The 18,502-nt window shown below is 64.0% G+C and carries 15 protein-coding genes; 10 read left to right on the plus strand and 5 right to left on the minus strand.

What is annotated here, in order from left to right; all coding sequences use genetic code 11:
• Position 1: 1 nt before the first annotated feature.
• Both BCV67_RS10785 and BCV67_RS10790 read right to left on the minus strand, forming a co-directional pair.
• On the minus strand, positions 2 to 451 hold the full coding sequence (locus BCV67_RS10785; protein WP_062170491.1) for a 3-dehydroquinate dehydratase: 450 nt from the start codon (positions 449 to 451) through the stop codon (positions 2 to 4).
• A 3-nt stretch (positions 452 to 454) separates the two neighbouring features.
• Entirely contained in the window at positions 455 to 868 is a 414-nt protein-coding gene (locus BCV67_RS10790; protein ID WP_062170489.1) for a hypothetical protein, read from the minus strand.
• A gap of 195 nt (positions 869 to 1,063) precedes the next feature.
• Here BCV67_RS10790 and lepB point away from each other — a divergent pair, with 195 nt between their 5' ends.
• From lepB to BCV67_RS10825, 6 genes are all read left to right on the plus strand, one after another.
• Positions 1,064 to 1,684, plus strand: a complete 621-nt coding sequence (lepB, locus tag BCV67_RS10795) for a signal peptidase I (protein WP_062170487.1) — start codon at positions 1,064 to 1,066, stop codon at positions 1,682 to 1,684.
• A 365-nt stretch (positions 1,685 to 2,049) separates the two neighbouring features.
• Complete coding sequence (lldP, locus tag BCV67_RS10800; RefSeq protein ID WP_062170485.1) at positions 2,050 to 3,708, plus strand: L-lactate permease; 1,659 nt, start codon at positions 2,050 to 2,052, stop codon at positions 3,706 to 3,708.
• 54 nt (positions 3,709 to 3,762) lie between these two features.
• The gene (gene lldR / locus BCV67_RS10805) at positions 3,763 to 4,527 is read left to right on the plus strand and encodes a transcriptional regulator LldR (protein ID WP_062171901.1); all 765 of its coding nucleotides are present in this window, start codon (positions 3,763 to 3,765) and stop codon (positions 4,525 to 4,527) included.
• 3 nt (positions 4,528 to 4,530) lie between these two features.
• Positions 4,531 to 5,670 carry an FMN-dependent L-lactate dehydrogenase LldD gene (lldD, locus tag BCV67_RS10810; RefSeq protein WP_062170483.1) on the plus strand — a complete coding sequence of 380 codons (1,140 nt, stop codon included), beginning with the start codon at positions 4,531 to 4,533 and terminating at the stop codon, positions 5,668 to 5,670.
• Positions 5,667 to 7,364, plus strand: coding sequence for a D-lactate dehydrogenase (dld, locus tag BCV67_RS10815; protein ID WP_062170481.1), 1,698 nt, complete (start codon positions 5,667 to 5,669; stop codon positions 7,362 to 7,364). Before lldD ends, dld begins: the two co-directional genes overlap by 4 nt.
• 439 nt (positions 7,365 to 7,803) lie before the next feature.
• The gene (locus tag BCV67_RS10825) at positions 7,804 to 9,099 is read left to right on the plus strand and encodes an MFS transporter (protein WP_082746646.1); all 1,296 of its coding nucleotides are present in this window, start codon (positions 7,804 to 7,806) and stop codon (positions 9,097 to 9,099) included.
• A gap of 181 nt (positions 9,100 to 9,280) precedes the next feature.
• On the opposite strand, the gene BCV67_RS10830 is transcribed toward BCV67_RS10825, so the two are convergent.
• Together BCV67_RS10830 and BCV67_RS10835 are read right to left on the minus strand one after the other, a co-directional pair.
• Positions 9,281 to 10,189, minus strand: coding sequence for a LysR family transcriptional regulator (locus tag BCV67_RS10830; protein WP_062170477.1), 909 nt, complete (start codon positions 10,187 to 10,189; stop codon positions 9,281 to 9,283).
• Positions 10,190 to 10,255: 66 nt separating this feature from the next.
• Complete coding sequence (locus BCV67_RS10835; protein WP_062170475.1) at positions 10,256 to 11,224, minus strand: LysR family transcriptional regulator; 969 nt, start codon at positions 11,222 to 11,224, stop codon at positions 10,256 to 10,258.
• A 107-nt stretch (positions 11,225 to 11,331) separates the two neighbouring features.
• Here BCV67_RS10835 and aceB point away from each other — a divergent pair, with 107 nt between their 5' ends.
• From aceB to BCV67_RS10855, 4 genes are all read left to right on the plus strand, one after another.
• Positions 11,332 to 12,975, plus strand: a complete 1,644-nt coding sequence (gene aceB / locus BCV67_RS10840) for a malate synthase A (protein ID WP_062170473.1) — start codon at positions 11,332 to 11,334, stop codon at positions 12,973 to 12,975.
• A 41-nt stretch (positions 12,976 to 13,016) separates the two neighbouring features.
• The gene (gene aceA / locus BCV67_RS10845; RefSeq protein ID WP_062170471.1) at positions 13,017 to 14,348 is read left to right on the plus strand and encodes an isocitrate lyase; all 1,332 of its coding nucleotides are present in this window, start codon (positions 13,017 to 13,019) and stop codon (positions 14,346 to 14,348) included.
• A 170-nt stretch (positions 14,349 to 14,518) separates the two neighbouring features.
• Entirely contained in the window at positions 14,519 to 15,586 is a 1,068-nt protein-coding gene (locus tag BCV67_RS10850) for a GGDEF domain-containing protein (protein WP_065868217.1), read from the plus strand.
• A complete protein-coding gene (locus tag BCV67_RS10855) occupies positions 15,570 to 18,179 on the plus strand; it encodes a putative peptide modification system cyclase (protein WP_065868106.1) in 2,610 nt (869 codons plus the stop codon). The genes BCV67_RS10850 and BCV67_RS10855 overlap by 17 nt, the downstream gene beginning before the upstream one ends.
• Here the strand turns inward: BCV67_RS10855 and BCV67_RS19560 are convergent.
• Positions 18,134 to 18,475, minus strand: coding sequence for an NHLP-related RiPP peptide (locus BCV67_RS19560; protein ID WP_156455894.1), 342 nt, complete (start codon positions 18,473 to 18,475; stop codon positions 18,134 to 18,136). The two genes, BCV67_RS10855 and BCV67_RS19560, sit on opposite strands and share 46 nt — an antisense overlap.
• Positions 18,476 to 18,502: the final 27 nt, after the last annotated feature.

Raw genomic sequence — 18,502 nt, forward strand, 5'->3', positions numbered from 1 at the left:
CTCAGGTGCCCACGTGCACGCGTTCGCCTGCATCGCTGCAGCACAGGTGCTCCAACGCCAGCTCCAGTGCCAATGCATAACTCTGTACGCAGTAGCCCTGGGCAACGCCAAGACGATGGCCGAGATTGGCCGGCAGCCTGGCTTGCGGTGCGTGCGGATCGTCTTCGTGTACTTCGACATAGGCGTTGTGCAGGCGAGGTAGCAGGCGTTGCAGGCGCGGGCTGTGCACGCATGCGGCCGGTGCCAGCAGGAGGATGTCGCCCGGGCAATGATCGGCCGCGCACAAGGTGTCCAGCAGTTCCTGTTCGGAACGGCAGCTGCGCTGTGCGACGCTGATGCCGGCGTCCAGTGCCCGCAGCACCAGCGCTGTCATCAGCGGCCCTGGCAGTGGCCTGCATCCGGGCACCTGCACGTCACATGCTTCCGGCCCGCGCACGATGAAGATGGCCATGACTCAGTTCTCCTGGCCGCGCTGGAGCAGGCGCGCGGTGATTGCCAGCGACAAGCGCCGGGCATCGTCATCGCCGCTGCTGCAGACCACCAGTGCGGTAGCTGCATGGCTGGGGTGCAGGTGCGCTTCCAGGGTGTCGGCATCGTGGCGTGCGATTTCGATGTACGGCACCGGCAGCAGGTCCAGTGCGTTGCACACTGTCGCGCCGTGCGTGGCCCATTGCGCCTCGTCAGTGCTGGCATTTTCAATCAGCACCCACTGTGGGCGGCGGGAGCCGGCTTCGCGCAGGCACGCGGCCAGTGCTTGCAATGAACTGCAGTGACAGCAGTCAAGGCGATGGCCGGCGATCTCCGCCGGCAGTTGGAAGGTATCCGGCAACACGGTTTCCCGGCTGTGTCGGATCAACAGAAGGCTCATGCAACACCACGATCAAGCACCCTGCGGCGCGGTGAGGACACGATGCGCCGGGCCGGCATAAACCTGCCATGGCGCAGGCGCTGCCGGGCGTAAAGTCTGCGTAGCAATCCGTGTGCGCGGGGGATGGCCCGGCGGCGCGGGAACTTAGCCGCTCGCCATCGGTCAATCTGCCTATCTCCCGCTTGGTGACCGGATATGAATGAGACCGCTTCTGCCGCATCAGCCCATCCCGTAGTCGATTGGCTGCGGCGCGAAGCGCTGCCGTTGCTGGTGATGTTGTTGCTGCTGTTTGCGGCCCGTGACAGCCTGGCCAATCACTACCAGGTGCCCAGCGGCTCGATGCAGCCCACCTTGCAGCCCGGTGACCGGGTGGTGGTGGATATGCGCGCCTACGGCCTGCGTATTCCATTCACCGATGTGCAGCTGCTGGCCGGGCAGGCGCCGCAGCGCGGCGATGTGGCGGTGTTTGATTCGCCCGCCGACGGCACGCGGCTGATCAAGCGTGTGGTTGCGGTGGGCGGCGACCACGTGCAGCTGCACGATGGCTACCTGTCCATCAACGGCAAGCCGCTGCGGCAGGAGGTTGCGCACGAGTTGTTCGGCAACAAGCAGGTGCAGTTGGACCTGGACGATGGCGGCGGCCCGGATATCAATGGCATCCGCATTCCCGCCGGCAAGTTGCTGGTGGTAGGCGACCACCGTGGTGACAGTTTCGACGGCCGTTTCTTCGGCTTGGTGGATGCCGATACGGTCTACGGTAAGGCGGTGGCGGTGTACTGGCGGCGCGGTGACGGGCCGGAGTGGCTGCGGCTGTAAACCAACACATCGATGCAAAGAGCCGGCGCGGAAACGTGCCGGTTTTTTTTTGCCTTTCGGCCTGTGCTTGTGGGAGCGGCGTCAGCCGCGAAGCTGGTAGTGCCAGCGAACTGCATTGATGCATTGGCAAACAGGGGGAGGGCTGTATTGAGGCCGGCTTCGCGGCTGACGCCGCTCCCACATACGCCCGGCTTATTGGTATGACCAATTTCCTTTAATAACCCTATGGTCTAATAGGATCTTCGTGGGAAAGGCGATTGAATCGTGTCTCGCTGGGCGGTCTGCATGAATATTGGTAATACCAATGATGCGATCGCCATTTCCACCTGCGGGTGGGCCGCCTTCCGCCTTTGACGAGATCCTGCATGCAGCCCTGGGAACAACTGTACGACCCCGCTGGCAACCTCTGGCTGTCCAGCCTGATCGCGCTGTTGCCGATCGCTTTCTTCTTCGTCGCCCTTACCGTGCTGCGCATGAAGGGCTGGTTGGCCGGCACCCTTACCGTCGCCATCGCCTTGGCGGTTGCGCTGCTGTTCTACCGGATGCCGGTGGCGCAGGCCTTGGGCGCGGCCGGGTTCGGCTTCCTGTACGGGCTGTGGCCGATTGCCTGGATCATCATCGGCGCGGTGTTCCTGTACAAGATCGCGGTCAAGACCGGTCAGTTCGCCATCATCCGCGCCTCGATCCTGTCGGTGACCGAAGACCAGCGGCTGCAGATGCTGATGGTCGGCTTTGCCTTTGGTGCCTTCCTGGAAGGCGCGGCCGGTTTCGGTGCGCCGGTGGCGATCACTGCTGCGCTGCTGGTCGGGCTGGGTTTCAAGCCGTTGTATGCGGCCGGCCTGTGCCTGATCGTCAACACCGCGCCGGTGGCGTTTGGCGCGATGGGCATTCCGATCATCGTCGCCGGCCAGGTCACCGGCCTGGATGCCTTCGAGATCGGGCAGATGGCAGGACGACAGTTGCCGTTTCTGACCATCATCGTGCTGTTCTGGATCATGGCCATCATGGATGGCTGGCGCGGCATCAAGGAAACCTGGCCGGCGGTGCTGATTGCCGGTGGCTCGTTCGCCATCGCGCAATACCTGACCTCCAACTTCATCGGCCCGGAGCTACCGGACATCACCGCGTCCTTGGCGTCGCTGGTGTGCCTGACGCTGTTCCTGCGCCGTTGGCAGCCCAAGCGCATCTTCCGCTTTGAAACCGAGGCCAGCAGCGAGGCCGCCGCACAGGCGCAGGAAGCACCGCGCTACAGCGCCGCGCAGATCACCAAGGCGTGGTCGCCGTTCCTGATCCTCACCGCGATGGTGACGCTGTGGAGCATCAAGCCGTTCAAGGCCTTGTTTGCCGCCGGTGGCCCGCTGGAACACTGGGTAGTGAAGCTGCCGGTGCCGGGCCTGGACCAGCTGGTGCAGAAGATGCCGCCGATCGTGAACGCGCCTACCGCCTACGAGGCGGTGTACAAGTTCGATGCGTTCTCGGCCACCGGCACTGCGATCATGCTGGCGGCGGTGATCGCCATCATCTACCTGCGCATGCCGGTGCGTGCGGCAGTACGTACCTTCGGTGAAACCGTCAACGAACTGAAGATGCCGATCTACTCCATCGGCATGGTGCTGGCATTCGCCTTCATCGCCAACTACTCCGGGTTGTCGGCGACGCTGGCACTGGCGCTTGCCCATACCGGCAAGGCCTTCACCTTCTTCTCGCCGTTCCTGGGTTGGCTGGGGGTGTTCCTGACCGGTTCGGATACCTCGTCCAATGCCTTGTTCTCGGCGCTGCAGGCAACCACCGCGCAGCAGATTGGTGTGTCCGAGGTGCTGCTGGTCGCCGCCAATACCACCGGTGGTGTCACCGGCAAGATGATCTCGCCGCAGTCCATCGCCATTGCCTGCGCGGCCGTGGGCCTGGCCGGCAAGGAATCGGACCTGTTCCGCTTCACCGTCAAGCACAGCCTGATCTTCACCGTGATGGTCGGCCTGATCACCACCGCGCAGGCCTATTGGCTCACCTGGATGATTCCCTGAGCCATGGCCGCGCGCATCCGCCAACGCCGCGCAGCTTCGGGCCACAATGTCGGCATGAGTACGCAACGTATTTCCGACAAGGTGGCCGCGCAGTTGCGCGTGCTGGTGGACGAACAACAACTGCAGCCCGGTGACCGGCTGCCTTCCGAGCGCGCACTGGCGGTACAGCTTGGGGTCTCGCGCACCGCGCTGCGTGAGGCGATTGCCCAGCTCGGCAGCCAGGGCCTGCTGGTGGCGCGGGTGGGCGGCGGCACCTATGTGGCCGAGCCGGCCGCGCGCGCCCGGCTTGCCCTGGATGAGCCGCTGGCGCCGTATCTGCCGCTGTTCCAGGGCGATCCGGAGTACCGCTTCGACGTGCTGGAGATCCGCCACGCGCTGGAAGGCGCTACCGCCTGGCACGCCGCGTTGCGGGCAACCGACGAAGACCGTGTGCGCATCGCGCAGGCCTTCCAGACCATGATGGATGCGCATGGCAAGGATGATCCGGCCGGCGAGGCGCGTGCCGATGCCGCCTTCCATCTGTCCATCGCCGAGGCCTCGCACAATCTGGTGCTGCTGCAGGTGATGCGTGGCTTGTTCGAGCTGCTGCAGACCAATATCTCGCAGAGCCGCGAGAAGCTTTACACCGCCTCGACCACCTTTTCCCCCTTGTCCGACCAGCACCGCGAAATGATGGATGCGGTACTGGCCGGCGACCCCGTGCGTGCGCGTGCCGCCGCGCATACCCATCTTGAGTTCGTGCACACCACGCTGCGCACGCTCGATGAAGACGAAGCCCGGCGTGCCCGTGCTTCGCGGCTTCCTTCCCCCCACGGTTGACCCATGATCATCTCCGCCTCCACCGATTACCGTGCGGCCGCGCAGCGTCGTCTGCCGCCGTTCCTGTTCCACTACATCGATGGCGGCGCGTATGCCGAACACACGCTCAAACGTAATGTTTCCGATCTGTCCGACATCGCGCTGCGCCAGCGCATCCTGCGCAACATGTCCGATCTCAGTCTGGAAACCGAGCTGTTCGGCGAAAAGCTGGCCATGCCGGTGGCGCTGGCGCCGGTCGGCCTGACCGGCATGTATGCGCGCCGCGGCGAAGTGCAGGCCGCGCGTGCGGCGGAGAGTCGCGGCATTCCGTTCACGCTGTCGACGGTGTCGGTGTGCCCGATCGAGGAAGTGGCGCCGGCCATCAAGCGGCCAATGTGGTTCCAGCTGTATGTGCTACGCGACCGTGGCTTCATGCGCAACGCGTTGGAGCGCGCGCAGGCAGCAGGCGTGACCACGCTGGTGTTCACCGTGGACATGCCGGTGCCGGGCGCGCGCTATCGCGATGCGCATTCGGGCATGAGCGGTCCGAATGCCGGCATGCGCCGCATCGGCCAGGCCATTACCCATCCGCGTTGGGCCTGGGATGTGGGCTTGCGTGGGCGCCCGCATGACCTGGGCAACATCTCCGCCTATCGCGGCAGCCCGACCGGATTGGAGGACTACATCGGTTGGCTGGGCAGCAACTTCGATCCGTCGATTTCGTGGAAGGACCTTGAGTGGATCCGCGAATTCTGGAAGGGCCCGATGGTGATCAAGGGCATCCTCGATCCGGATGACGCGCGCGATGCAGTGCGCTTTGGTGCCGATGGCATCGTGGTCTCCAATCACGGTGGTCGCCAGCTCGATGGCGTGCTGTCCACCGCGCGCGCCTTGCCGGCCATTGCCGACGCGGTGCAGGGCGATCTGAAGATTCTGGCCGACTCCGGCATCCGCACTGGTCTGGACGTGGTGCGCATGCTGGCGCTGGGCGCCGACAGCGTGCTGCTGGGTCGCGCCTTTGTCTATGCGCTTGCCGCCCAGGGCGAGGCCGGCGTCGCCAATCTGCTCGACCTGATCGCCAAGGAAATGCGCGTGGCGATGACGCTGACCGGTGCACGCCGCATTGCCGATATCAGCCGGGACTCGCTGGTCAATCTGGCATGAGTACGAATGACACGCTGTTGGCGCAGTTGCGCGCCGCGGTTGGCGATGCGCACGTACTGACCGGCGACAAGGCGACGCGACGTTTCCGCAAGGGCTATCGCTTCGGTGATGGCGCGGTGCTGGCGGTGGTGCGTCCGGGCACGCTGCTGGAAATGTGGCGCGCCCTGCAGGCAGCGGTGCAGGGCGGGGCGGCGATCATCCTGCAGGCGGCCAATACCGGCCTGACCGGCGGCTCCACGCCGGATGGTGACGACTACGGCCGGCCGATTGTATTGATCAGCACCTTGCGGCTTAGCGGCGTGCAGCTGCTTGATGAGGGGCGGCAGGTGGTGTGCCTGCCAGGTGCCACCCTGGATCGGCTGGAGCAGACCTTGGCGCCGTTGGGGCGCGAGCCGCATTCGGTGATTGGCTCCTCCTGCATTGGCGCCTCGGTGCTGGGAGGCGTGTGCAACAACTCCGGCGGCTCGCTGGTGCGGCGCGGCCCGGCCTATACCGAGATGGCGCTGTATGCGCAGGTCGATGCGCACGGCCAGCTGCAGCTGGTCAATCATCTCGGCATCGCCCTGGGCGATACGCCGGAGGAAATCCTGCAGCGCCTGCAGGCAGGCGACTACACGGCTGCCGATGTGCAGGTTGATGGGCAACGTGCGGGCTCCGATCCGCGCTACGCCGAACAGGTGCGGCAGGTGGATGCGGCAACGCCGGCGCGCTTCAATGCCGATCCCAGCCGCCACTATGAAGCGGCCGGTTCGGCCGGCAAGCTGGCGGTGTTCGCAGTGCGCCTGGATACCTTTGCCAAGGAAGCGGCCGAGGTTTTCTATATCGGCAGCAACCGCACCGACAGCCTCACCGCCATCCGCCGCCAGCTGCTGACCGGCTTCGAGCGGCTGCCGATTTCCGGCGAATACATTCACCGCGTTGCCTATGACATTGGCGAGCGCTACGGCAAGGACACCTTCCTGCTGATCGACAAGCTGGGCACCGCGCGGGTGCCGGCGGCGTTTGCGCTCAAGAGCAGGGTCGATGGCTGGTTCGAGCGGCTGGGCCTGCGTGCGGTCACCGACCATGCACTGCAGCTGTTGACTGGCTTGTTGCCGTCGCATCTGCCCAAGCGCATGGGTGAGTTCCGCCAGCGTTATGAGCATCATCTGCTGGTGAAGGTATCGGCGCAGGATGCCGCGGCAACCGAAAGCTGGTTGCGTGGCTTCTTCGCCGAGCACGAGGGCGGCTATTTCCATTGCACACCGGACGAAGGCCGCAAGGCCTTCCTGCACCGCTTTGCGGTGGCAGGTGCGGCGGTGCGTTACCGCGAAGTGGACCGTGCACAGGTGCAGGACATCGTTGCCCTGGATATCGCGCTGCGGCGCGATGACCGTGATTGGTTCGAGCAGCTGCCAGCCGAACTGGATGCACGGCTGTTGCACAAACTCTATTACGGCCACTTCCTGTGCCATGTTTTCCACCAGGACTACATCGCCCGCAAGGGTGAAGACCCGATGGCGATCGAGCATGCCATGTGGAAGCTGCTGGATGCGCGTGGCGCCGAGTACCCGGCCGAGCACAATGTCGGCCACCTGTATCCGGCCAAGCCGGCGCTGGCGCAGTTCTACCAGCAGCTGGACCCAAGCAATACCTTCAATCCCGGCATTGGCCAGACCAGCAAGCAGCCGGGCTGGAAAGGCTGTGATTGCTGAGGCGCAAAGCGCCTGCTGAGGCTTTTGATCGGGCTGGGGCTTTTGCTTTTGCTCAAGCTCTTGCTCGGGTTTTTGCTCAAGCTTTTGCTAAAGCCCCTCTCCCGCTTGCGGGAGAGGGGTTGGGGTGAGGGGAAGCTCTTGGCTGATGAAGCCAGAAGCCAAAAAGTGCAGAAGCAAATGCCAGAGCCAAAAGCTCCCCTCATCCGCCCTTCGGGCACCTTCTCCCGCAGGCGGGAGAAGGGATGCTTCTCGCCCAGCTGCTTGACTGCGGCGGCTGTGCAGTTCCATGCAAGTTCTTCCAGCAGCGACCTCCTTACCCGCTGAATCAATACGTAAAAAGTATCAATCAGTACACAGCAGGTTATGGATCGACTCGATCCGCAGGTTCAAGCTATCCCGCATCCCACTCAAGCGGCCCGCCAACGCAGGCCAAGATGCAATGCAACGCGAACCGAACAACACACCCGCCTGCAATGAATCCCTCGCGCCGGTCACGCCGCCAAACGCGATAAGCGAACAAACCCACATCCGCCAAGGCAGCCCCGAATTCCGGCGGGCGGTGCTGGCGCTGTTCATGGCCGGCTTCGCTACGTTCGGCGTGTTGTATTGCGTGCAGCCCTTGCTGCCGGGCTTCAGCAGCCACTTCGGTATCAGCGCCGGCAACAGCGCGCTGGCCTTGTCGGCAAGCACTGGCGTGTTGGCGGTGGCCATGCTGTTCGCGGGCATGGTTTCCGATCGGGTAGGGCGGCGGCCGGTGATGGTGGTTTCGCTGTTGAGTTCGGCATTGTTGACGCTGGCCATCGCCCTGGTCGATGACTGGAGCACGCTGCTGGTGCTGCGCACCTTGCTGGGGTTGAGTTTGAGTGGCGTACCGGCGGTGGCGATGACCTGGCTGGTCGAGGAAATGGACAGCCGCTCGCTGGGCCTGGCCATGGGCCTGTATATCGGCGGTAACGCGGTCGGCGGCATGAGCGGCCGTTTGATTGCCGGTGTGGTGGCGGACCAATGGGGCTGGCGTGCCGGCATTGCCGCGGTCGGTGTGATCGCGTTGTTGGCGACCCTTGCGTTGTGGACGCAGCTACCGGCATCACGCCACTTCCGCGCGAAGCGCGCCGAGCCGATGCGGATGCCCGCGCGCTTTGCCGGCTTGTTTGCCGATGCAGCGCTGCCCTGGCTGTTTGCCTGCGGCTTCCTGCTGTTGGGCGTCTTCGTGACGCTCTACAACTATCTTGGCTATCACCTGTTGGCGCCGCCGTATGGGCTGAGCCAGACCGTGGTGGGATTGATCTTCAGCGTCTACCTGGTGGGCAGTGTCAGCTCGGCGTGGATGGGGCAGTTGGCCGGGCGGGTGGGGCGCGGGCCGGTGTTGGCATTGTCATTCGGCTTGGTGCTGGCGGGCATCGTGTTGCTGGCGATGCCGTGGTTGCCGGCGATGGCGGCGGGTATCGCGCTGGCCACGTTTGGATTCTTCGGCGGCCATTCGGTGGCCAGCAGTTGGGTGGGTGTGCGTGCCGGCGCGCTGCGTGCGGAAGCCTCGGCCTTGTATCTGTTTTCGTATTACCTGGGTTCCAGCGTGCTCGGCGCCGCAGGCGGGGTGCTCTATACGCAGTGGGGCTGGGCGGGAGTTTGTGTTTTCTGCCTGCTGCTGACGCTGGCTGGGTTGGCTGCGGCTTGGCGTTTGTGGCATCTGCTGGAAGGAGATGCGCGTTCGGAGCTGCTGGAGGCGAAGGGCTGAGCGCTGAGAGCTGAGGCTAAAGCTAAAGCTAAAGCTAAAGCACCCCTCCCCAACCCTCCCCTGCGCTACGCGCAAGGGAGGGGGCCAAGCTCAGCCCCCTCCCTTTGCCGGAGGCAAGGGGAGGGTTGGGGAGGGGTGCTTTCGTACCTGGCTGTTGTTGCTCTTGCTATTGCCTTGGCCCTCAACCGGCCACTTCCCGCTTCAACAAGGCAATGAACTGCCGCAACAACGGCGTCACCGCCTCGCGGCGCCAGGCAAGTTGAATCTCCGACGCAGCACCGCGGTCGGCCAAGGCGACAAAACATGCGCCATCAACCTGGATATGGCTGCACGAGGAGGGCAGCACGCAGACACCCAAGCCTGCTGCGACCAGACTGATCAGGGTCGAGGACTCGCCGGCCTCCTGCACGATGCGCGGGCTGAAGCCGGCGTTGCGGCAGAGGCTGATCACATGGTCGTGGATGCCAGCGCCTGAGTCGCGCGAGAAGCCGACGAAGGGATCCAGCGCGAACGGCTTCAAGGACAGACGCGCCGTTGCCGGGTCCTTGCCGCGCAGTGCCGGGTGGCTGGCATGCACCACCAGGGCCAGCGGGTCATCGAACAGATGCTGTGCAACCAGTTCATCCGGCAGTACCCGTTTGCGGATGATGCCAACGTCCAGCTCATCGGCCAGCAGCGCGTCGATCTGGCGCAGGCTGTTCATTTCGCGCAGCTGCATCTGCACCTGCGGGTGCTGCTGGCGGTAGGCGTAGATCGCGCGCGGAATCTGCGGTGACAGCGGGGTGGCGCGGGTCAGGCCAATGCGCAGTTCGCCGCTCTCGCCGCGTTGTGCGCGTTGCACCGTGTCGACGGCCTTGTCCATGCGCTGCAGGATGTCGCGGGCCTGTTCCAGCAGGACTTCGCCGGCGGGGGTGAGCTGCACGCGGCGATGGCTGCGTACGAACAGCTGCGCGTCGAGCAGGCTTTCCAGCTGCCGGATCTGCTGACTGAGTGGCGGCTGCGACATGCCCAAGCGCTCGGCGGCGCGGCCGAAGTGCAGGGTGTCGGCGACGGCCAGGAAGTAGCGCAGGTGGCGGAGTTCCAGAGACATGGCGGCAGTCTAGGCGGCTGCGGTGTTGTCGACCAACTGCTGTGCTGCCCGCTGCCGATGCAAGGCCTAGCGCTCCGAATGCCCGGTATCGTCGTACTGCCGTGGCGCAAACAGGTCCGGCTGGATCAGCTCCACAAATGCCCGCGCCTGCGGCGACAGTACCTTGCCTCGCCGCACCACCACGCCGTAGCTGCGCGACGGGAAGTAATCGCTCATCGCCCGCGTGGCCAGCTTGTCGCGGTCGCCATCGTTCAAGCACAGCGCGGTGACGATGCTGATGCCCATGCCCATCGCCACGTATTGCTTGATCACCTCCCAGCCGCCCACTTCCAGCGCCACGGTGTAGGGCACGCGGTGCTGCTGGAACACCAGATCGACCAGCCGCCAGGTGATCTGCCGGCGCGGTGGCAGGATCAGCGGCCACGGCGACAGGTCTTCCAGCGTCAGGTTTTTCTTCTTGGCCAGCGGGTGGTCGGGCGGGGTGATCAGCACCTGGTCGAAGCGGTAGACCGGCGCGTAGCTGAGGTCGGCTGGCACATCCATCATCGAGCCGATGGCCAGATCGGCGGCATCGCTGCGCAGCAGGTCGGTGCCGTCGGCGCTGATCGCGTTGTGCAGGGTCAGGCGCACATCCGGATGCAGTTTGCGGAAGTTTTCGACGATCTTGGGCAGGAGATACAGGATGGTCGACGAATTTGCGGCGATATTGAGCTCGCCCGCGTCCAGCCCGCTGACCTTCTCGCGGAACCGAGGCAGCAGCCCGTCCAGGCTTTCCACCAGCGGTTGGGCCATGTCGTACAGCAGCTGGCCCTCGCGGCTGGGCACCAGGCGGCGTCCGCTGCGCTCGAAAAGCACCACCCCAAGCTCCCGTTCCAGCGCCTGCAGCTGCAGGCTCACCGCCGGTTGGCTGACAAAAAGCGCCTCCGACGCACGTGAAACCGAGCCCAATCGCACCGTCTGCAGGAACGCCCGCAACGGCTTGAGCCGGTCAGACTTGTAGGAAAAACGCGGGGTTACGGGCGGCTTGCTGGGCATGATGTGGCAAGTATTAGCACAACTTATAGATAACATTGCAAAAACTGTTTTGTTAAATATATGCCTGTGGCCGCAGGTTGGAGTCCCCGACACACGCAGGAACTCCCATGTCCGCCGTCGCCCACGCTGTCGCTACGCCGCAGTCCGCCCCCCGCCCGACCCCGGGCATCACCCTGACCACCCAGCTCGCCGGCCAGTCCGCGCTGCTGCCGGCCGGCGTGCTGGGCCTGCTTGTATCGCTGCACCGTGCGGTCGAGCCGGGTCGCCAGGCCCGTTTGGCCGCCCGCCGCGAGCGGCAGGCCTTCTTCGACCAGGGCGGCCTGCCGGATTTCCGCGCCGATACCCGCGCCATCCGTGAAGAGGACTGGAGCGTGGCGCCGATCCCGGCCGCGCTGCAGGACCGCCGCGTCGAGATCACCGGCCCCACCGATCCGAAGATGGTCATCAACGCGCTGAACTCCGGCGCCAAGGTGTTCATGGCCGACTTCGAGGATTCGACCTCGCCGACCTGGCGCAACGTGCTGGCCGGCCAGCAGACGATGAAGGCGGCGGTGCGCGGTGACCTGGACTTCACCGCGCCAGCCACCGCCAAGGGCCCGGGCAAGCACTACACGCTGCGCCCGGCCGACGAGCAGGCGGTGCTGATCGTGCGCCCGCGCGGCTGGCACCTGGACGAGAAGCACGTACTGATCGATGGACAGCCGATTGCCGGTGGCCTGTTCGACGCGGCGCTGTTCGCCTTCCACAACGCGCAGACCCTGATGGACAAGGATCGCGGCCCGTACTTCTACCTGCCCAAGCTGCAGTCGATGGAAGAGGCGGCGCTGTGGGAGACCGCGCTGTCGCATATCGAGGGCATGCTGGGCCTGCCGCATGGGCAGATCAAGGTCACCGTGCTGATCGAGACGCTGCCGGCGGTGTTCGAGATGGATGAGATCCTGCATGCGCTGCGCGAGCGCATCGTTGGCCTGAACTGCGGCCGCTGGGACTACATTTTTTCCTACCTGAAGACCTTCCGCCGGCACGCCGACAAGGTGTTGCCGGAGCGTGGCCAGGTGACCATGACCCAGCCGTTCCTGAAGGCGTATTCGGAACTGCTGATCAAGACCTGCCACCGCCGCGGTGCGCATGCGATGGGCGGCATGGCCGCGCAGATCCCGATCAACAACGACGCTGCCGCCAACGAGCAGGCGATGGCGCGGGTGCGCGCCGACAAGCTGCGCGAAGTCACTGCCGGCCACGACGGCACCTGGGTGGCGCACCCGGCGCTGATCCCGGTGGCCCGCGCCATCTTCGACGAGCACATGCCCGGTGCCAACCAGCACAACGTGCTGCGTCGTGACGTGCAGGTCAGCCGTGATGACCTGATCGCGCCGTGCAGCGGCACCGTCACCCGCGCCGGCTTCGAGAACAACGTTGAAGTCTGCGTGCGCTACCTGGCCGCCTGGCTGGACGGCAATGGCTGCGTGCCCATCCACAACCTGATGGAAGACGCCGCCACCGCCGAGATCAGCCGCAGCCAGATCTGGCAGTGGCTGCATGCCGGCAACCAGCATCTGGACGACGGCACCGCGATCGATTTCGCGCTGCTGGCAGCCACCCTGCGCGCGCTGCCGGCGCGGCTGGGCGACACCTCCGCGCTGCCCGGTGGCGGCCGCATCACCCAGGCCATCGGCCTGCTCGACCAACTCAGCCGCGCTGATGACCTGGCCGAGTTCCTGACCTTGCCGGCCTACCGGCAGATCGATTGACCCTCCCCTTGGCACCGACTATTTCTTTCGAGGACGACACGATGAGCACCTACCAGCAACAGATCGACGCCCTGCAGCAGGACTGGGACACCAACCCGCGTTGGAAGGGTTTGGAACGCACCTACAGTGCCGCCGACGTGGTGCGCCTGCGCGGCAGCGTGCAGCCGGAACACACCCTGGCCAAGCGCGGCGCCGAACGCCTGTGGGAGCTGGTCAATGGCAGCTCGAAGAAGGGCTACGTCAACGCCTTCGGTGCGATCAGCGCCGGCCAGGCCATGCAGCAGGCCAAGGCCGGACTGGAAGCGGTGTACCTGTCCGGCTGGCAGGTGGCCGCCGATGGCAACACCTCTGAAACCATGTACCCGGACCAGTCGCTGTACGCCTACGACTCGGTGCCGACCATGGTTCGCCGCATCAACAACACCTTCCAGCGCGCTGATGAAATCCAGTGGAAGAACATCATCGACGGCAAGGTCAAGGCCGAGGACGCGATCGACTTCTTCTTGCCGATCGTCGCCGACGGCGAGGCTGGCTTCGGCGGCGTGTTGAACGCCTATGAGCTGATGAAGAACATGATCGTGGCCGGCGCTGCTGCGGTGCACTTCGAGGACCAGCTGGCGGCGGTGAAGAAGTGCGGTCACATGGGTGGCAAGGTGCTGGTGCCGACCCAGGAGGCGATCCAGAAGCTGTCGGCCGCGCGCCTGGCCGCCGACGTGCTGGGCGTGCCGACCATCGTGCTGGCCCGCACCGACGCCGAAGCCGCCAACCTGCTGACCAGCGACTTCGACCCGAACGATGCACCCTTCATCACCGGTGAGCGCACCGCCGAAGGCTTCTACAAGGTCAAGAACGGCCTGGAGCAGGCGATCAGCCGCGGCGTCGCCTATGCCCCGCATGCCGACCTGGTGTGGTGTGAAACCGGCACCCCGGACCTGGGCTTCGCCCGCGAGTTCGCCCAGGCCGTGCATGCCGCCAGCCCCGGCAAGCTGCTGTCCTACAACTGTTCGCCCTCGTTCAACTGGAAGAAAAACCTGGACGACAAGACCATCGCCAGGTTCCAGGACGAGCTGGCCGCGCTGGGCTACAAGTACCAGTTCATCACCCTGGCCGGCATCCACATCAACTGGTTCAACACCTTCAAGTTCGCCCACGACTACGCCCGCGGCGAGGGCATGCGCCACTATGTGGAACAGGTGCAGGAACCGGAGTTCGCCGCCCGTGAAAAGGGCTATACCTTCGTCTCGCACCAGCAGGAAGTGGGCGCGGGCTACTTCGACGATGTGACCACGGTGATCCAGGGCGGCGCGTCCAGTGTGACCGCGCTGACCGGCTCCACCGAGGAGGAGCAGTTCCAGGCTGAAAAGGCTGCCTGAGGGCGCTTATAAGGTCGTTTCAAAGGGGCTCTTACGAGCCCCTTCTTTTTTGCGCCCCGACCTAGTGTGAAATAGTGGCCTGGCGCACAAATTGATTTATTTTGATGATAGGCTCGCGAGATTACTCGTCTGGCATGGACGGGCGGTCCATGAGGCAGGGAATGAGCGGCATGGGAACAGGGGGTCTGGCACTGGAGTCTGAGCTTCCCGCCGCTATGTCGGCCGGGGATGCCGCGCTGCGCGCGCAATTGTCGCCGGTGGAATTTGACCTGTTTGCCCAGTACGGGGTCCGCCGCACGTTGCAGGCCGACGAACTGCTGTTCCGCCGTGGCGATCTGGGCAGCTCGATGTTCATCATTGTCAGCGGCACCGTCAGCCTGGACTTCGGTGCCGGCCTGGCGCCCAAGCCCATGGGCAGCAGCGACTTCTTCGGCGAGCTTGGTCTGTTGATCGAGCGCCACCCGCGCTCCTGCGACGCCCGTGCCAACTGCGACAGCGTCCTGCTGGAAATCACCCATGCCAACTTCCATCGCCTGATCGACCAGGACCCGGCGATGGTGGTGTTTTTCCTGCGGCGCACGCTGTCGCGGGTGGTGTCCAGCGAACAGCGGCTCATTGCCCAGCTCAGCCGCCGCAACCACGAGCTGGAATCCGCGCTGGGCAACCTGTACAGCACCAACCACGAACTGCACCACACCCGCGAGCTGGTCTACAGCGATGACCTGACCGGGCTCAGCAACCGCCGGGCGCTCACCGCCTACCTGAAGAAATCACACCGTTCCGGCCATCGCCCGCGCGGCCTGCTGCTGATCGACTGCGACGACTTCAAGGGTTTGAACGACTCTTACGGTCACCTGGCCGGCGACCACGCATTGCAGTGCTTCGGCCGCATCCTCGCCTCGGTGGCCGGCAAGGACGACATCGCCTGCCGCCTCGGTGGCGATGAATTCTGCGTGCTGCTGATGGACGCCGACGCCGACGGCCTGCAGCGTACCGCCGACTTCGTGCTGGACGCGGTGCGCCACCTGATCGCCTATCCCGGCGCCACGGTGGGTGCATGCTCGCTGAGCATCGGCATGGTGTTGATTGATGAAGACCATCACTGGAACGATTCGTATTCCCGCGCCGACAAGGCGCTGTACGAAGCCAAGCGCGATGGTGGCAACCGTGCGCAGTGGTGCCGGGAAGGATTCGAAGGCCTTGAAGCATTCGGTGTAGATCATGTCCAGCGAGACTGACGCCGCCTCATCCGATCGTCAGCTCAAGACGCTGGTGCTGACCGATCTATGCGACTCAGTGGCGCTGACCGCACGCATTGGCGATGCGGCAGCGGCCGAGCTGTTCCGAAGCCTGGATGTGCGCGTACTGCAGCTGCTGCAGCGCTGGAAAGGACGTTTGATTGATCGCTCCGATGGCATGCTGCTGCTGTTCGATGTGCCTGTGCACGGCCTTGGTTTTGCTCTGGATTATCTGGACGCGCTGGCGGAGATCGGCAAACAGCGGCAATTGCCGCTGCAGGCACGGATCGGCATCCATGTCGGTGATGTGCTGTTCTGGCGCAATGATGACGATGCGGTAGCGGCGGGCGCCAAACCATTGGATGTGGAGGGCGTAGCCAAGCCAACCGCCGCCCGACTGATGGCGCTGGCGCGACCAAACCAGATCCTGCTCTCGGCAGTGGCCGAAGGCCTGCTGCGTGCCAGTCAACGTGAGCTGGGCGAACGCGGTACCGGCTTGCAATGGAAGTCACACGGCCGCTGGTGCTTCAAGGGCCTGCCAACACCGCAGGAAGTGTTTGAAGTGGGTGTTGCCGGCCGCGCTCCATTGCGCGCGCCGGCACGTTCGAGCAAGGCCTGGCGTATGTTGCCGCTGTGGCGGAGGCCAGTGGCCTTGGTCGCTGAGTTGATGCTGGTCGTGGTTGCTGTTGCCGTGGTCTGGATACTGGTACGTCCAGAACCAGCCATCGCCTTCACCGAGCGCGATTGGATAGTGGTGGGAGATCTACGCAACCTAACCGGGCAGACGGTTCTCGATGAATCGCTGCGGCAGGCGTTCCGGATCAGCCTGGAACAATCGAAGTACGTCAACGTACTCAGCGACTTGAAGGTCCGCGACACGCTGTCGCGGATGAGGAAGGACCCAGAGAAGGTTCTGGTTGATCGCGCGGTTGCCTCCGAAGTCGCGTTGCGGGATGGCGCGCGTGCAGTTGTGCTTCCGCTGGTGTCGGAGGTGGGCGGGCGCCTACGTGTCACCGTGGAGATCGTTGACCCGGTTACGCAGAACACGGTGTATACGGAATATGCCGACGGACGTGGACTCGATTCTGCCTTGGCTTCGGTAGACCAGGTAACTGCGCGTCTGCGGGGCCGTCTCGGTGAGGCGATTGCATCGATCGGGCGTGACTCCAGGCCGCTGCCAGAAGTCAGTACTCGCGATCTAGACGCTTTGCGAGCCTATGCGATGGGTCAGGAGGCCTTTGGCAAAGGACAGTACAAGCAAGCATTGGGGCTGTATGAGCATGCGGTTTCCTTGGATAAGGATTTCGCGCTGGCGCACCTGGGGATGCTGCGTGCACTCAACGCAACCGAGCAGCTTCCCAAGGGATTGCTGAGTCTGCAGAAAACCCAGGCGATGACCAGTCGCCTCTCGCCCAGGGAGGCCATGTACATGCAGGCTTGGGAAGTACAGATCAACAACCCTGGTGACGCATATCAAAAATGGCGTCAGATGTCCGACCTCTATCCAGACTTCTACGCGGCTGCTGCCAACGTCGGGTATGCCTTGGAAATGGAGAACCGGTACCAGGAAGCACTTCCCTATATCCGTCGCGCTTCGGAGTCGCGCTATGAGTTCGCTCCGCTCTCGCAGGAAGCGCTTGGGCGCATGTCCTTGGCGTTGGGAAACTATGGAGATGCAGCAACCGCATTTTCAAGAGCGTCAGAAAGTGGATTGGTGACCGCCGCGGTGTGGCAGGCCAACCTGAATGCTGCCCAAGGTAATTTCCAAGAGGCGGAGCGCTTGTGGCCGCGAGATACAAAGCTGGCAGCGCCCCACTTTGATCACGTCTCTCATTTCCTGGACAAGGGTGAGCTGCAAGCTGCTTCCTTGGAGGCGCAGCGGTTGCTGCAGGCATTGCCCACCGATGGCAGTAGATTCCGGCAAGGGCAGATACAACTTGCTGTGTTGCAGTGGATGTCCGGTAATCGAAGGGGTGCCTTGGGCATTACTCGGAATATTGTTCGCGATTCGATGGTAGCGCTTGATGGGGCTGCAGGTCTTACCGCGCGTGGCGAGGCCATTACTGCGGCTTACGGTGCGATCCTGGCGCAGCGTCTCGGCGATCACGAACTGGCCCGGCAGCTGATTGTGCGCCTGGAGCAGTCGCCGCAGATTGTAGCCATGCAGCCGGTGGGCGGGTTCCTGCAGGTCCTCAAGGCACGCGAATCCATGGCTTCCGGTAACGCAGGGTTGGCGCTGGAGGGGTTGGTTTCCACTCTCGGACAGCATGAGTCATTCCAGCTGCGGGAAGCATTGATGGAAGCCTACGTGGCGGAGGGCAAACCCGAAGCTGCTTTGCGCCAGGCTGACTGGATGGTGTCGCACCGGGGCTGGGCATATGTCGAGCATGGCGGATGCGGATGGTGTGGCCAGAGCCTCAACATCGCCGATTCCAATCTGGCACGTCTCAGGAAAATTGAGTTGCTGGCACAACTTGGGCGCCGCGAAGCGGCGCTCAAGGAACTCCAGTCGTTTGATGCCTACTGGAAAAATCGGACATTGCCCGACTACTTGCGGGTCCGCCGCGAAGCGCTGCCTTCCACATTCAGTTGAATGGGGATCATGGAAAGGCCATCTGTCAGCATTTTCCTGATTTCTTTACGGGACTTGGCGATGCTTTCTTTAGTTGCCAAGCGTTCCACTGAGAGACTGGCGCGCAGGTAGTCAAGCTCAGCGGTGGGATCATTCCCGGCTGGCGCATGCCCAATTTGGAGAAGGGCGGCGGCAGGGTCTTTTTTGAAGGCGCGCCTGAAGCCGTTGTCTGTGCTCAAAAGGTCGAGAAGATGATCGGCAATGGTGGGTTTGAGTGCGATATGTGTTGTTGGCATGCCGGGTTTCTTCGTTGCCACGTTGTTTCCTTCGCTGCAGACTTCTGG

The sequence above is a fragment of the Stenotrophomonas nitritireducens genome, assembly GCF_001700965.1.
GTDB lineage: Bacteria > Pseudomonadota > Gammaproteobacteria > Xanthomonadales > Xanthomonadaceae > Stenotrophomonas > Stenotrophomonas nitritireducens_A.